The organism is Ruegeria sp. Alg231-54 (assembly GCF_900143525.1).
Taxonomy (GTDB): domain Bacteria; phylum Pseudomonadota; class Alphaproteobacteria; order Rhodobacterales; family Rhodobacteraceae; genus Ruegeria.
The window spans coordinates 182,777-196,073 of the sequence record NZ_FREZ01000003.1 but is presented as its reverse complement, the minus strand read 5'-3'; the positions used below and the strand labels follow the sequence as shown (position 1 = coordinate 196,073).

The 13,297-nt window shown below is 55.8% G+C and carries 11 protein-coding genes and 1 tRNA gene; 6 read left to right on the top strand and 6 right to left on the bottom strand.

The annotated features are described in order from the left end of the window. Positions 1–88 precede the first annotated feature (88 nt). The 5 genes from DHN12_RS07740 to DHN12_RS07720 form a co-directional block, all read right to left on the bottom strand. Entirely contained in the window at positions 89–1,198 is a 1,110-nt protein-coding gene (locus DHN12_RS07740) for an AI-2E family transporter (RefSeq protein WP_108859675.1), read from the bottom strand. Beyond that, on the bottom strand, positions 1,195–2,007 hold the full coding sequence (locus DHN12_RS07735; protein ID WP_108859674.1) for a TIGR03084 family metal-binding protein: 813 nt from the start codon (positions 2,005–2,007) through the stop codon (positions 1,195–1,197). The genes DHN12_RS07740 and DHN12_RS07735 overlap by 4 nt, the downstream gene beginning before the upstream one ends. Before the next feature lie 88 nt (positions 2,008–2,095). Further along, complete coding sequence (locus DHN12_RS07730) at positions 2,096–4,069, bottom strand: acetyl-CoA carboxylase biotin carboxylase subunit (RefSeq protein WP_108859673.1); 1,974 nt, start codon at positions 4,067–4,069, stop codon at positions 2,096–2,098. 55 nt (positions 4,070–4,124) lie between these two features. After that, positions 4,125–5,744 (bottom strand): acyl-CoA carboxylase subunit beta, encoded by a 1,620-nt coding sequence (locus DHN12_RS07725; RefSeq protein ID WP_108859672.1) that lies wholly within the window; start codon positions 5,742–5,744, stop codon positions 4,125–4,127. Then, positions 5,744–7,528 (bottom strand): acyclic terpene utilization AtuA family protein, encoded by a 1,785-nt coding sequence (locus tag DHN12_RS07720; protein WP_108859671.1) that lies wholly within the window; start codon positions 7,526–7,528, stop codon positions 5,744–5,746. Before DHN12_RS07720 ends, DHN12_RS07725 begins: the two co-directional genes overlap by 1 nt. Positions 7,529–7,653: 125 nt before the next feature. Here DHN12_RS07720 and DHN12_RS07715 point away from each other — a divergent pair, with 125 nt between their 5' ends. From DHN12_RS07715 to DHN12_RS07705, 3 genes are all read left to right on the top strand, one after another. After that, the gene (locus DHN12_RS07715) at positions 7,654–8,277 is read left to right on the top strand and encodes a TetR/AcrR family transcriptional regulator (protein ID WP_159089990.1); all 624 of its coding nucleotides are present in this window, start codon (positions 7,654–7,656) and stop codon (positions 8,275–8,277) included. Continuing rightward, complete coding sequence (locus tag DHN12_RS07710) at positions 8,274–9,431, top strand: acyl-CoA dehydrogenase family protein (protein ID WP_199913484.1); 1,158 nt, start codon at positions 8,274–8,276, stop codon at positions 9,429–9,431. Before DHN12_RS07715 ends, DHN12_RS07710 begins: the two co-directional genes overlap by 4 nt. 168 nt (positions 9,432–9,599) lie before the next feature. After that, a complete protein-coding gene (locus DHN12_RS07705; protein ID WP_108859669.1) occupies positions 9,600–9,797 on the top strand; it encodes a hypothetical protein in 198 nt (65 codons plus the stop codon). A 212-nt stretch (positions 9,798–10,009) separates the two neighbouring features. On the opposite strand, the gene DHN12_RS07700 is transcribed toward DHN12_RS07705, so the two are convergent. Beyond that, positions 10,010–10,094 (bottom strand) — tRNA-Leu (locus DHN12_RS07700). A gap of 557 nt (positions 10,095–10,651) precedes the next feature. On the opposite strand from DHN12_RS07700, the gene DHN12_RS24415 reads away from it, so the two are divergent. From DHN12_RS24415 to DHN12_RS07690, 3 genes are read left to right on the top strand one after another with little or no spacing between them, the layout of a single operon-like run. Beyond that, on the top strand, positions 10,652–10,876 hold the full coding sequence (locus DHN12_RS24415) for a hypothetical protein (protein WP_159089989.1): 225 nt from the start codon (positions 10,652–10,654) through the stop codon (positions 10,874–10,876). 5 nt (positions 10,877–10,881) lie between these two features. Then, positions 10,882–11,277 (top strand): hypothetical protein, encoded by a 396-nt coding sequence (locus DHN12_RS07695; RefSeq protein WP_174822482.1) that lies wholly within the window; start codon positions 10,882–10,884, stop codon positions 11,275–11,277. Positions 11,278–11,279: 2 nt separating this feature from the next. Further along, positions 11,280–13,292, top strand: coding sequence for a dynamin family protein (locus DHN12_RS07690; protein ID WP_108859668.1), 2,013 nt, complete (start codon positions 11,280–11,282; stop codon positions 13,290–13,292). Positions 13,293–13,297 lie beyond the last annotated feature (5 nt).

Here is a 13,297-nt window from a genome sequence, read left to right as displayed (position 1 = left end):
TAGCCGGCCGCCACCCCGACTAACGGGTGGCGGTCGCGCACCGAAGATGGCGAATTATTTCAGCACCTAAAACCGGGCTTGGGGGCAATCAGTCAAGTTCGCCGCTTTCTGACATCAAAATCGCCAGCGGTCGCGTAGAATGGATTTGCGACAAGATGATCATCACCACGGCAGTCAACGGTATCGCCAATATGGTGCCTGCCAGACCCCACATCGCGGTCCAGATCGTCAGCGAAAACAGCACCATAAATCCGCTCAGGTTCACCGAGTTTCCGACCAAGCGGGGTTCAAGGAAGTTTCCGACAAACAGCTGAGCGGCCATAAGCGCGATCAGCGCGACACCGGCGTGCCAGATGCCGCCGAATTGCACAAGGCTCAGCATGACGGGAAACAGAACACCCACGATTGAACCCAGATATGGGATATAGTTCAAAAGTCCGATCAATATGGCCCAGAACATTGCGAACTCGATCCCAAGCAACAACATGATCACATATGAGATCACAGCCAAAATGACGTTGATCAGGGTCTTTGCGCTTAGGTAGCTGCCAATCTTCTGGTTGATCTGGGCGACGATTTGCAGCGACCGGTCAGCTGTTTCGGCATCACCCAATGCCTTTCTAACTTTTTCCGGCATGTCATCCAGATCGGACAGGATGAACACAATATAAAGGATTGTCATCAACATGACCGTCCCGAAACCCTGCACTGTGGAAAGCGTCCCCTGAACAAAACCCAAAATATCGAACTTGCCGGCAATCGTCTGCTCGATCGTGGACCAATCTGGCAGTTTTTTGACGCCCAACATCGCCATTGCCGAGTCAATCAGCGCTTTTAAATTGGCTTGGTAACGCGGGATATTCTGGGCGACCGCTTGTGCGTTTGCCTCAAGAAAGACCCCTATCAGAACCAGCGTTAGAAATATGGCAAGCAGCGCAAGCAAACGGCGCCCGCGGCGTGGTATGTGGCGCAACCCCGGAACTCGGCCAATAGTCGAAGCGGTCGAGTCCAGAATGTATATTCCGATTATGCCCAAAAGCACCGGAAGAAGGATGCTTTTGCCCAGCACCAGCAGCCAGCCGATGACAACAGCGACGATCAGGCCAGATGCAAGTTTTGTCACATTAAACTGCAGCATATCTTCGCTTTCGGTCGGACGGGTGGTTTCTTTTGTGCCGGGTTCAAGGCTTATATTCAACTTCTTTCAAGCGATCTGCGGCCCCGAGCGCGGTGACGGCTACCCGGTGCAGGAGGCGTTTCGCGACCACCGGCAAAACACTGCGCGATTGACATCCATTCGGCAGCAACCGGTCCCACCACCTTCAGCGATGTATCCGCGATGTTACGGGTTTGAGCTGAGACCTGTGCAAACTCCACCGCGAGGCCCGCTATCAGATTTCCCCCCGGCTCACCGAACTCCCATAAGGCTCCGGATGGCGCGGTCAGTTCAAGCCGCGGCATCGCCTCGGGAACAGGTTTGCCGTTGACCTGATAAGCCCAGCCAAAGGTGTTCACACCCAGAATGACGATGTTCTTAACCCGGTCTTGTTCGACGCGCTCGATACCGAGAACGTCAAAAACCTCTTGCCCGTGTGCCCAAGTCTCCATCTGGCGGGCCGTGATCGACGAGCGTACGGACATATCCGGACCGGCCCATTGCACCCGGTGCTTTGGATCGAGATCGGCCCAACGCGCGCCAATATCTGTGTAAAGTGTCCGCCAGGCATCGCGCAGCTTGTTCCCACGCAGCAGGATCGCTTCGTTCTCGGCTGCGCGCAGCCCTTCGGCCTTGGCTTTGACAAACAACGCGCCAATGCGCGCAGTGAACGCGGCGGGGTCGTGAAGCGACAGATCTGCCATCTGGTTCCAATAGTGCAAATGCACCAGAACATCGTTCAGCGTCCAACCCTTGAACTGAGTTGGTACTTCCCATTGATCGCCCGAAATATCGTCCAGAATGGCAAACAATGCCTCGCTTTCTTGCAGAAAATCCGTTGCCTGTTGCACTGCTTGTTCCCTCGATTTTGTGTTTGCCTATTCGATGTCCCCGGATGCAGTGTCTGAGCAGCGGTGGCCGACACACACCCAATTCTATCTATATTTCGTCAATCTCGATCATCACATCCCCCGCGCTCAGCTGTTGCCCGACCTCAACGTGGACAGAGGTGATGACGCCTGCGACGGCAGCGGTGATCTGGTGTTGCATCTTCATGGCTTCGAGAACGGCCAGACAGTCGCCTTTGGAAACACTTTGACCGGTTCTTGCCGCCACCTCGACCAGGGCACCCGGCATGGGGGCGGTGACGCGACCGCTAGCGATCGTTCCCGCATCCAATGCACCGGGGCGCAGGTGTCGAAACGTCAGGCGCTCGGCGCCGATGGCGATCTGGGCCGTGTCCCGGGTTATGTGTGCGGTGGCGTCGACGGTGTTGTCATTTATGCGTGCCCGGACCTTCCCGCTGCTGTGCTTGATAAACGAGACATCATACGCGTTGCCCTCAACCCTTACCGTCCATCCATCGGGGCGGGCGAGTGCGCTCGTTTGTATCTCTTCGTCGCCATAGGCAAGCGTCACGGCGAACGGCGGCAACGCCGCGCTGGACCAACCCAACTGTTCGGTTGAGACATAGCCCGACGCCGCCCTTGCGCGGGCCTGATCCGCATCCAACAACAGCGCGGCCGCCAACGCGATGTCCGGCGCAGTTACCTGGTACGCAGGAATGCCCTGGGGGTAGGTCCGATCCAGAAATGTTGTCGTTGCATCGCCGGCAATGAAATCTCTGTGCTGCAGCACATCTGCAAGAAACCGCGAATTTGCCACCGTTCCCAGCAGAATAGTTTCATCCACAGCCTTGATCAGCCGCGCACGTGCAGTTTCGCGGGTTGGACCTTGCGCGATGATCTTTGCAAGCATGGCGTCATAGAAAGGCGATACCTCTTGCCCCTGCTGAATGCCTGAATCCACACGCACACCGGGTCCAGTCGCAGCCTGCCAGAAATCAATTGGACCGGTCGCCGGCAGATATCCGTTAGCAGGGTCTTCGGCATAAAGCCGCGCCTCGATGGCGTGGCCGTTCATGGTGACGTCTTCCTGAGAGATTGGAAGGGCGTCACCCTGCGCGATTGCGATCTGCAGCGCCACAAGATCAAGGCCGGTGACCATCTCGGTCACAGGATGCTCAACCTGCAGTCGGGTGTTCATTTCAAGAAAAAAGAATGCGCCGGAGGGTTCCAGAAGAAACTCCACTGTTCCTGCACCGCGATAGTTCACCGCACGGGCCGCCTCAATAGCCACAGCCCCCATTTTTGCGCGCAACTCTGGCGTCATGGCAGGGCTTGGGGCTTCTTCGATGACTTTTTGGTGGCGACGCTGAACCGAGCATTCCCTTTCGCCCAGATGAATTACGTTCCCATAGCTATCGGCAAAAATCTGAAATTCGATATGGCGCGCGTCACCGATCGCTTTCTCAAGGATCAGTTCGCCGGATCCAAAAGCGTTCTCTGCCTCGGATCTGGCAAGCGCGATCGCCTCAGAAAGAGCATCGGCGGATTGGACCACGCGCATTCCACGTCCACCGCCACCAGCTGCGGCTTTGACCATGATGGGAAAACCGATTTTGCTCGCTTCGGCGACCAGCGCAGTATCCGATTGATCATCGCCTTCATACCCCGGAACGCAGGGAACGCCCGCGCCGATCACAAGGCGTTTGGCGACGGCTTTGTCGCCCATCAGCCGGATCGCTTCAGGGTCAGGTCCGATAAATGTCAGACCTGCGGCCTCGACCGCGGCCGCAAAACCCGCATTTTCGGACAAAAAACCATAGCCCGGGTGGATCGCCCCTGCCCTAGCTTTCTGAGCGGCGGCAATGATCTTTTCTGCGTTCAGATAGCTGTCACCTATCGGCCCTTCACCGATCCAAACCGCCTTATCAGCAAGTTCGACATGAGGTGCCCGTTCGTCAGCGGTTGCAAAAACGGCCACTGTGCGCAGGCCAAGCGACCGAGCGGTTCGCATGATACGCGCGGCTATTTCCCCACGATTGGCAACGAGAAGCGTGTCGAATGTCATGCCTCAGCCTCTGTTATCTGTCTTGGATGTGGATATGGCGAGTAATGCAGCATGGTCAGAACCTGTGCACCCCGTACGAACTGGGATTGACCGTTCGCGAACGGCCCTCAAGGCAAGTTTCAAGGCAAAAACCTAACACACGCCGCGTGTCGCGGGGGTCAATGACGCCATGATCGATACACCGGCCCGAGGTGTAAAACGCATTCTCTTGTCGTGTGAAATGCGCAGTGATCGCTGCCTTCTGCGCAGACAGTTTGGCTTCGTCGGGGTCGATCCCTTTGCGTTTAAACCCTGCGCGCGCGACCAGTTCCATCGTCCCGGCGGCTTGCTCGCCGCCCATCACGCCCGTTGCCGCATTGGGCCAGGCGAACAGGAAGTCCGGGTCATAGGCGTAGCCGCACATCCCGTAATTGCCAGCCCCGAAACTTGCCCCGACATAGATTGTGATCTTGGGCACATCGACTGACGTAACGGCCTGGATCATCTTGGCCCCATGTTTGATCATGCCGCTTTGTTCATATTGGGTTCCGACCATGAACCCAGTGATATTATTGAGAAAAATAAGGGGAATATCGGCCTGACCACATAACTGAATAAATTGCGCGGCTTTGTTTGCGCCTGCAGGTTCCAGTGGCCCGTTGTTTCCAAGAATACCCACTGCGATACCATTGATTGCGGCCTGCAAACAGACAGTCGCCGAGCCATAGTCGGGTTTGAAATCCTCAAAGTCCGAGCCGTCTACTATGCGGGCCACGACCTCGCGGACGTCATAGGGAACGCGATAATCGGTTGGAACAATGCCTGCGATCTCATCCGCATCATAATTCGGTGGCTGCACTTCTTTGCAGCGACGCTCAGGCAAGGATTTGTTCCAATCCAGCCGGGCCATCACGTTCCGCGCCATTTCGATACCGTGCGCATCATCCTCGGCCAGATAGTCGACCAGCCCGGATGTGGCGGCATGCATCTCGGACCCGCCCAGATCACGGTCATTGGCCTTTTCGCCCGTCGCCGCATGAACCAAAGCAGCTCCGGCCAAGGCGGCCATGCCGTTGTTCTTCACACCAACGACATAGTCTGCAAGGCCGGGCATATAGGCCCCACCGGCGGTTGACGGGCCGTGCAGCACTGCAATGTTGGGCAGTCCTGCGGCCGAATGGCGGGCCAGATTGCGGAACAGTTTGCCGCCATTGGCCCAGAATTCGACCTTGTATTCCATCAGGTTTGCACCGGCGCTTTCGACAAGATGCACAAAAGGCAGGTTCTGTTTCAATGCCATGTCTTGCGCGCTCAGGAAGGCCGCAGCTGACATCTCGACCATCGCACCGGCTTTGATCCCTGAATCGTCGACGATGATCATGCAGCGCACGCCGGAGATGAAGCCGATGCCGATGACCAATGACGCGCCCGGAACCGATTGCTCGGGATCGTTTGTATCGACGCAGTAGCCCGCCAACCCGTGCAGTTGCAAAAAAGGCATTCCGGGATCCAACAGTTGGACCAAACGGTCACGGGGTGTGATCTGCCCCCGGGCCTCCATCCGTTCGCGCCGTTTCTCTGACAGGGCGACAGGACGCGCTTCAAGCGCACGCATCTCGTCGACAAGAGCCAGCATATCGCCTCGGTTCTTGGAAAAGCTGTCAGAATCGCGGACGACTTTACTGACAAAACCCATCAGTGTTCTCCTCGCTCGGTGTATGAGGATAACTCTGCAGGAATCCTGATCGGTGTGGCCAGCAATATCTGGGCATAACTCTTGCCTTGCGCGTCGTTGCGCAACGAGGCGACGCCACCGCCACCCAGCGCATTGTGCAGCAGAATGTTCATGGAATGTGTTCCTGGAAGATAGAACCGCTCGACCCTGCCGGATAGATGGTCAGAAAAAACATCTGCCAGCGTCGCTTCGGTCAGCGCAGCCCAAATATAGGGCAAAAAGGTAGCATGGCGCGCAATGACCCCAATGTTTGCGGCGTCGCCTTTGTCCCCAGATCTTGCCCAGGCCAAATCTTCCAAAGGGCATGTGATCCACTCGGTCACCTTTTCATCGGTTATTTCCGGGGCTTTTGCCGGGACAGGTTCCGGGTCTTGCAGGAACGTTTTCGGCTGATTGTATGCGATATCGTCCCCATCCATCGTTACGCAATAGGTCAGCGTGTCGTTTGGCACCAAGAAGGAAAACAGGGCAACGACTGGCGAGGGCTTTGGACGCCCTCCTCCGGTAAAGATGTGCAACCCCGGCGGAGCGGCCAGTGCGCACCCGGTCATTTCACGCAGGAATACGCCAACCGCGCGAGGGTCGTCGTGTTTCACGGCTGCCTTGAGCGAGATCTCTTCGTAATCGCCGTCGCCAGGCCGACCTCCGAAGGTTTCAAACGATACCTCGCGATAGTCGGGAGCACCGATCCGGTGCAGGACAGCGCGCGCGCGATCCAACCCCGCTTGGGCAAAAGTCTTCGCCTTTTGTCGTGCCTCACGCCCGTTGATCAGAATCGTCATGCCCGCGCGATAGCCATCCGCCCAGGTGGCGGACACTTTGAACTGTCCGGTCGGCGCGCGGCCTTTTGCTCCGGAAACGGTTACATGGTCTGGCTCGGATTGCTCAATCCTGACATCGGAAAAGTCGCAAATCACGTCAGGCAGAATATAGGACTGCGGGTCGCCGATCTCATACAGCATCTGCTCGCAGACCGAAGCCGGGGTCACACATCCCGCCGTGCCCTTCGGCTTGGTCAGGACCAACCCGCCATCTGTGCTTACCTCGACAATCGGATAGCCGATTTGGGCGATATCCCCCGCCATTTCCCAGTCCGTGAAATTCCCGCCAGTGGCTTGGGGTCCACATTCCAGCAGATGCCCCGCAAGCGACCCGGCAGCCAGTAAGTCGTGGTTTTCTTGTCGCCATCCAAAATGATACATGCACGCCGCCAACGTCAGCGCGCTGTCGACGCAGCGGCCTGTGATGACGATGTCAGCCCTGGCGTGCAGCGCCGCCAATATCGGCCCTGCCCCAACATAAGCATTCACCGAGGCGATCTTTTCGGTCGGTGGCATCGGCGCACCGGAAAACATCTCAGTCCGATCGACAAACTCAGCAACACGTGGCAGCAGGTCGTCGCCTTCGACCACTGCGACTTTCACGTTCAATCCCAATTCAGCAGATTTGCGACGCAAAGCAACAGCACAGGCCACTGGGTTGACCCCACCCGCATTTGACAACACCTTGACGCCCTGCTCGGCGATCTGGGTTAAATTGTTGGCTATAACGTCAGAGACGAAATCCACCGCATATCCCTTTTGGGGGTCTTTAAGGCGGGCGCGGGCCATGATCGACATGGTGATTTCGGCCAGGTAGTCGTAGACCAGAAAGTCAATCTTTGGGGCACGCAGCAATTGCTGTGTCGCATGAGGGGCATCCCCCCAAAAACCACTTGCTCCTCCGATCCGCAGAGAATGTGTCACGCCACGTCTCTCCCGCTTGGGTACGATCTGCAGTTTACAGACCGACTGTTCTGTTTTTATGATCTACTGACCTCCTTGGTCAACGAAGATTTGCCACTGCGACGCGACGGAAGATGACGGATACGATGCCAAAAAAACCCTCGGTCCAGGATCAAAGGTCCCGGGATATGCAGGCCAAAATCTGCAATGCGACGGTCACCTGTCTGGATCACCTTGGGTATGCCGAGACTACTTTTGCCAAGGTGCAAGCCAAGGCGGGCATCTCACGCGGGGCAATTACGCATCACTTCCCCACGAAACAGGCCCTGGTCGCAGCTACCGCGATGCGACTGCTGGGCAATGCGCAAAACCCGCTCTGGCCACATGATCGCGCCCCTCAGCCCGTCTATGATCTGATTATGTCCGCCTGGGCCAATATCGTAAATTCCGCAGGCGGACGTGCCATAGTCGAGATTCTGGTTGCTTGCCGAACCGACCCAGCACTGTTCGGAATGCTTGAACAGAGCCTAAGAGAATGGGACAAATCGAACCTGAGCCTGATCTCAGCCCGGTATGTCAGCGCAACAGGCAACCGTGACGACACTGAATTGTTGTGGAGCATCGCCCGGAATTTCCTGCGTGGTCTGTTGTTGCATGAGAAATTTGTTTCGTCGCCAGAATACCTTACGCAGATGATGGATCGCTTTGCTCGCATGATGGAAAGCCAGCTTCAGGTATTGCCCGAAAATGACGTCGAGGAGGTCGAATGACCCTGCCATCCCCTTTCATGACCCCTGAACGCGAAGCTTTCCGCGGGAATTTCCAGCGGTTTGTCGATGCCGAAATCAAACCTAATATTGAGCAATGGGAGGCGGATCGCAACGTCCCATGGGAACTGCATGCAGCAATTGCTGAGTTCGGAGTATATGGCTTTGGGATCGATGAGGAATACGGCGGCCTGGGTTTCGACAACGCCTTTATGCGCCATGATTATAGTGAAATCCTGTTTGGCTGTGGGGCATCTGGTATCGGAGCCGCCGTAGGGGGACGCACGATTTCAATCAGCCCAATTGCGAAATTCGCTTCCGAGGAGTTCAAACAGAAAGTGCTGCCCGAGATCATCTCGGGGCGCATGATGTCGGCCCTTGGGATCACCGAACCGGGCGCAGGGTCGGACGTTGCCAATATTCAAACAAGGGCCGAGTGCAAAGGCGGCAAATGGATTCTGAACGGGGAAAAGACCTATATCACCGGGGGAATGGATGCCGAATGGTTTGTGGTTGGTGCCCGCACTGGCGTCCCAGGGTTGACCGGCATTTCGTTGTTCTTGGTCCCTCATGACGCGCCCGGGTTCAGCCGCACTCCGTTGGGTGGCAAGATGGGCTGGCACAGTTCACAGCAAGCGACACTGCATTTCGATGATTGCGAGCTGGATTCTACTGCCCTGTTGGGGCCTGAGAACAGGGGCTTCATCGCAATCATGAACAATTTCAACTTTGAACGGCTCGGCCTGACATCCGCTTCGTTGGGAATGATGAAACTATGCTACGATAGTGCGCTGGACTGGGCACGGGAACGCGAGACATTCGGCAAGCGACTGGTCGAACATCAGGTCATTGGCCACAAATTTGCAGAAATGTCCGCCCGGATAGATATGAATGAGGCATATATCGAGCGGATCTGCTGGGCGATTGAGCAGGGCTTGATGCCTGTCGCCGAAATCGCCAAGGCCAAAGTTCAGGCCACGACGTCGCTGCAATTTGTTGCTTCCGAGGCGATGCAGATCTTTGGCGGCGCCGCGTACATGCTGGGTAACCCTGTGGAGCGTGTATGGCGCGAAATCAAAATCATGGCGATTGGCGGCGGATCCGAAGAGATATTGCGCGATCTGGCCGTGCGGCAGATGGGATTGGCAGGGCAATAGCGGCGACGTTGTGGGTCCGCATGCGCGTGCTATGAACGTGATGAGGTCGCCGACAGGCCGGCCTAAAACAAGTTCTTTGCCCGGCAATTGCCCGTAAATGATCAATGCACAATTGCGCAATCATTTATGACAACCTAAGTTGCGCCAAACTCATCACGCGAGGGAATTATGGATATTTGGTTCTATGTGGGGCTTGGCTTGTTGATATGGGCTATCAGAGACTTGGCATTTGGTTCGACCTACTGGTGGGAACGGGTAGCCCTTGCCGAAAATCCGGGGACGTACTGGGTTTGTGTTTTGGTTTGGCTTGTCGCTGCGTTGGCTATTTTGGCCACGTCGCCAACGACCTACTACCTGTTCTCCTGACAATGCGTTCCGATAGGCAGGCCATGTAACCAGCCTTTCCACAACATCGAGACAGGTGTTTTCACAATGGATGCAGTCACCTAATCGTTCGCTTGGCGAGCGTACCCGACTGTTCAAACGTCAAAATCCAATCGGCTTCCCAGTACATAATTTTGGTGATTGCCTGAAAGCCCGCAAAGGTGAACCGGAAAAGAAAAATCTGCGAAACGATATGGTGCGGGTGGAGGGACTTGAACCCCCACGCCTTGCGGCGCCAGAACCTAAATCTGGTGCGTCTACCAATTTCGCCACACCCGCATCCCAAGCACTCTGTGCCGGAATGTCGGGGTGAATAGCAAAGCTTGCAGCGGAGTGCGAGAGGGAAAATTGAGTTGTGCGCAAGATTATTGATGACATCGGCGCAATATGCTTCTGAACTGACCGCCGTGCACATATGGTGTCTGCCGGACGCTGCTGCTAAGCGGGATGCGGGATGTTCTCACGTCGTGCTGCTCGTCGCGGGAAAGCAGTCTGATTTTGGGCGTTCTCCGAGCAGATAAAATAGATTCTTAGGTCAAATTTGATTAATTTCATTGTTTTGCATTTGGCAACATTCGGGTCCTTTTGGTGAGCAGTATAAAACTATCTAACGTTGAGTAAAGCGCTTCTCATCTAAGACCCGGCAATAATGAGAACCCAAAGTCGACTACAACAGACATATATTTTGCAGACGTCCTCTGGGTAGATTTGGTGTAAGGTTGGTTTCAAAAGTTAGTAAATTTTTAATTTAATAACAAACCACTATACGGATCACCAAAAGTACCACACGTGCGCATCGTGACAAATTTTCTGGTCTTGAATGCTGCGGACAGTAAATGGCGTTGTTTACATTGATGCCGAAAATACGCCCGGAGGTTGTGGTTGAAAAATACCGCCAAACACAATTGCGCCACAATTCAACCGCCAAAAAATCTTATTCGCGTCAAAATAAGACCGCCTTGAAAGTCACTTATAGGCAGAAGGAGTTAATGAGTCTTTTTTGCCTTCGGGCGCTGTACGAGTTTTTTCGCTCAACTCCAGTACAAGGGTCTGAAACGTGACCAATATGATGAACTCCGCAGCTGCCGAGCAAGAAGCCGTTGGTCTTGCGCGTGAAAGTTTTCTTGGCGAACTCAAATCCCTGAATCGAGACCATCCAAACACCGGGTTTGGCGTCTCGTTGCGTACGCGCTCGGGGCGGCGGTACTTGCTTGCAAACTCGCGTATGCCGCTGCCCGAAACCAAATCCGAGGGTTTTCCGACCGGACGCCGCCTTGCCCGCCTTGAAAACAGCGAGCGCTTCAGCTCGATCGAAGTTTTGGCGGATTGCCACACGTTTGAGTCGATTTCGCCGGGTGCCGAAGCCGCTATCCTGGGCAATGCGCTGAATCTGATCGCCCGAATCGACACCATGACCAGCACGCCAACAGACACGTTGGCCGCGACAGGAACCGGAGGCTGAACATGGCGCGCAACGACCATCTTTTATCAGTTGGCAATGAGGCACTGACGCCCATGACGTCAGCGATGAACTCGCTGACCGCACAGATTGATCAATTGACAGAGGTGGCGGATGCGCGCTCGTCCGCCCGCCTTGCCACGCTGAAGACGCGGATGGAGAATTTCTCGGCCAGCGTTACGATGGTCGGGCAGGTCAAGGCCGGCAAGTCTTCGATCGTGAACATCCTAGCCGGGCGCCCCGCCCTGCTGCCATCGGATGTGAACCCGTGGACATCGGTGGTGACCACGTTGAACATCAACACCCGTACCGAAGGCGACAAACGCGCCAAGTTTACTTTCTTTGAACAAGAAGAATGGGACAACCTGATGGTCGGCGGCGGCCGTCTGGGTGAGCTGGCAAATCGCGCCGGCGCCGATGACGAGATGGATGACATTCGTCGCCAGATCGGCGAGATGAAGGCTAAATCCGAATCCAGATTGGGCCAGCATTTCGACCTGATTCTGGGGCAGAGCCATCAATATGATTACTTCGACGAAGAGCTGATCCAGCGCTATGTCTGTCTGGGCGACGAAGATGACCCGGACATCAACCCCAAGACCGGGCGGTTCGCCGATGTAACGAAGTCGGCAGAGTTGTATATGGACATCCCGCAATACCCGATTGCGCTCAAACTGTGCGACACGCCAGGCGTAAACGATACATTCATGGTCCGCGAGCAGATCACCCTGCGAAGCTTGCGCGGATCTGAGGTCTGCGTTGTTGTTCTGGCTGCCAGCCAGGCGCTTACAACGATGGACATGGCGCTGATGCGGATTATTGCCCAGTTTGAGAACCGGCAGATCATCCTGTTTGTGAACCGAATTGACGAACTGGCTGATCCGGTCAATCAGGTCCCGGAAATCCGTGACCGTATCCAGGACACGCTCAAGCAGAACAATATCGATGCCAGTACCAGCGTTGTCTTTGGCAGCGCATTGTGGGCCGAAGCCGCGTTGACGGGCAACCCCGAGATTCTGTCCGATGAATCGCGCGAGGCGTTGAACACGTTCTATCTGGCTGCTGGTTTTGGTGATCAGGCACCCTCGCTCGACAAGATCTGGGCACTGTCAGGCTTGCCCGATTTGCTGTTGGCCATGAACGAGCGCATCGCCGAAGGCGCAGGCACCCGTTTGCTGGATCGCGTCCGCCACCGCGCCCGCAACATAGCCAGCCAAATCCGCGCCACGGCCGTTGCCAAGACCCTTTCAGGCGGCGAAGGTCTTGTGCGTGATCTGGATGGTGTATCGCCAGAGGACGCGATTGCCACACTCTCGGATCAATACGAAAAGAACGTAGCTGAACTGACCGCATCCTTACGTGCGAAGGTGTTGGAGAGACTGAATTCAGCGGAAACCAACTTTGTCAAACGAGCAACGGATTCGCTGATTGCCCACCTTGAACGGAACGGCGAACAAGGCACGTGGCAGTATGACCCGGCGGGTCTGCGGACCTTGCAAAAGGCCGCGTATTTCAGCTTTGCGCGGTCGATGCGCAAAGAAGCAGGTGCGCTGTACAATACGGCGGCCGCAGATATTGAGACGCTGTATCAGAAGATACTGGGCAACCACTTGGGTGAGTTCAGTATCGAAGCGCCCATTGTTCCACGTGTCCCACCCCCACTCGGTATTGGGCGAACAATCGCATTGGACTTGCAAAGCACCTGGTGGCGTCGCTGGTGGCAGCGCCGCAAAGGGTTCGAAGCCTATGCAGCCGACTACACGCGCCTGATCGCGTCCGAGGCGAATTCGATCACCAAGGATATCGAGGAAAATCAGGTTGCAGCCGTGTTGGAAAACGTGCGGGCGATCCTGTCGGATTTCATGCGCGAGCAGAAAGAGACGTTGCTTAGCATTTCGGCTTCGGCCGAGGGTGATCCAAGCCGCAACGCAGCTCTGATGGCAGGGCTGACACCACAGAAATCGCGTGACGATATTCTGGGCGACATCCTGAAAGATCTTAGTAACGAGGCAGCATAAGTAGC

Bases quoted from the DNA above. Each gene is read 5' to 3' on its own strand.
- DHN12_RS07730 (WP_108859673.1), bottom strand. From the start codon at position 4,069: ATGACATTCGACACGCTTCTCGTTGCCAATCGTGGGGAAATAGCCGCG.
- DHN12_RS07715 (WP_159089990.1), top strand. From the start codon at position 7,654: ATGCCAAAAAAACCCTCGGTCCAGGATCAAAGGTCCCGGGATATGCAG.
- DHN12_RS07705 (WP_108859669.1), top strand. From the start codon at position 9,600: ATGGATATTTGGTTCTATGTGGGGCTTGGCTTGTTGATATGGGCTATC.
- DHN12_RS07695 (WP_174822482.1), top strand. From the start codon at position 10,882: ATGATGAACTCCGCAGCTGCCGAGCAAGAAGCCGTTGGTCTTGCGCGT.
- DHN12_RS07710 (WP_199913484.1), top strand. From the start codon at position 8,274: ATGACCCTGCCATCCCCTTTCATGACCCCTGAACGCGAAGCTTTCCGC.
- DHN12_RS07725 (WP_108859672.1), bottom strand. From the start codon at position 5,744: ATGGGTTTTGTCAGTAAAGTCGTCCGCGATTCTGACAGCTTTTCCAAG.
- DHN12_RS24415 (WP_159089989.1), top strand. From the start codon at position 10,652: ATGGCGTTGTTTACATTGATGCCGAAAATACGCCCGGAGGTTGTGGTT.
- DHN12_RS07690 (WP_108859668.1), top strand. From the start codon at position 11,280: ATGGCGCGCAACGACCATCTTTTATCAGTTGGCAATGAGGCACTGACG.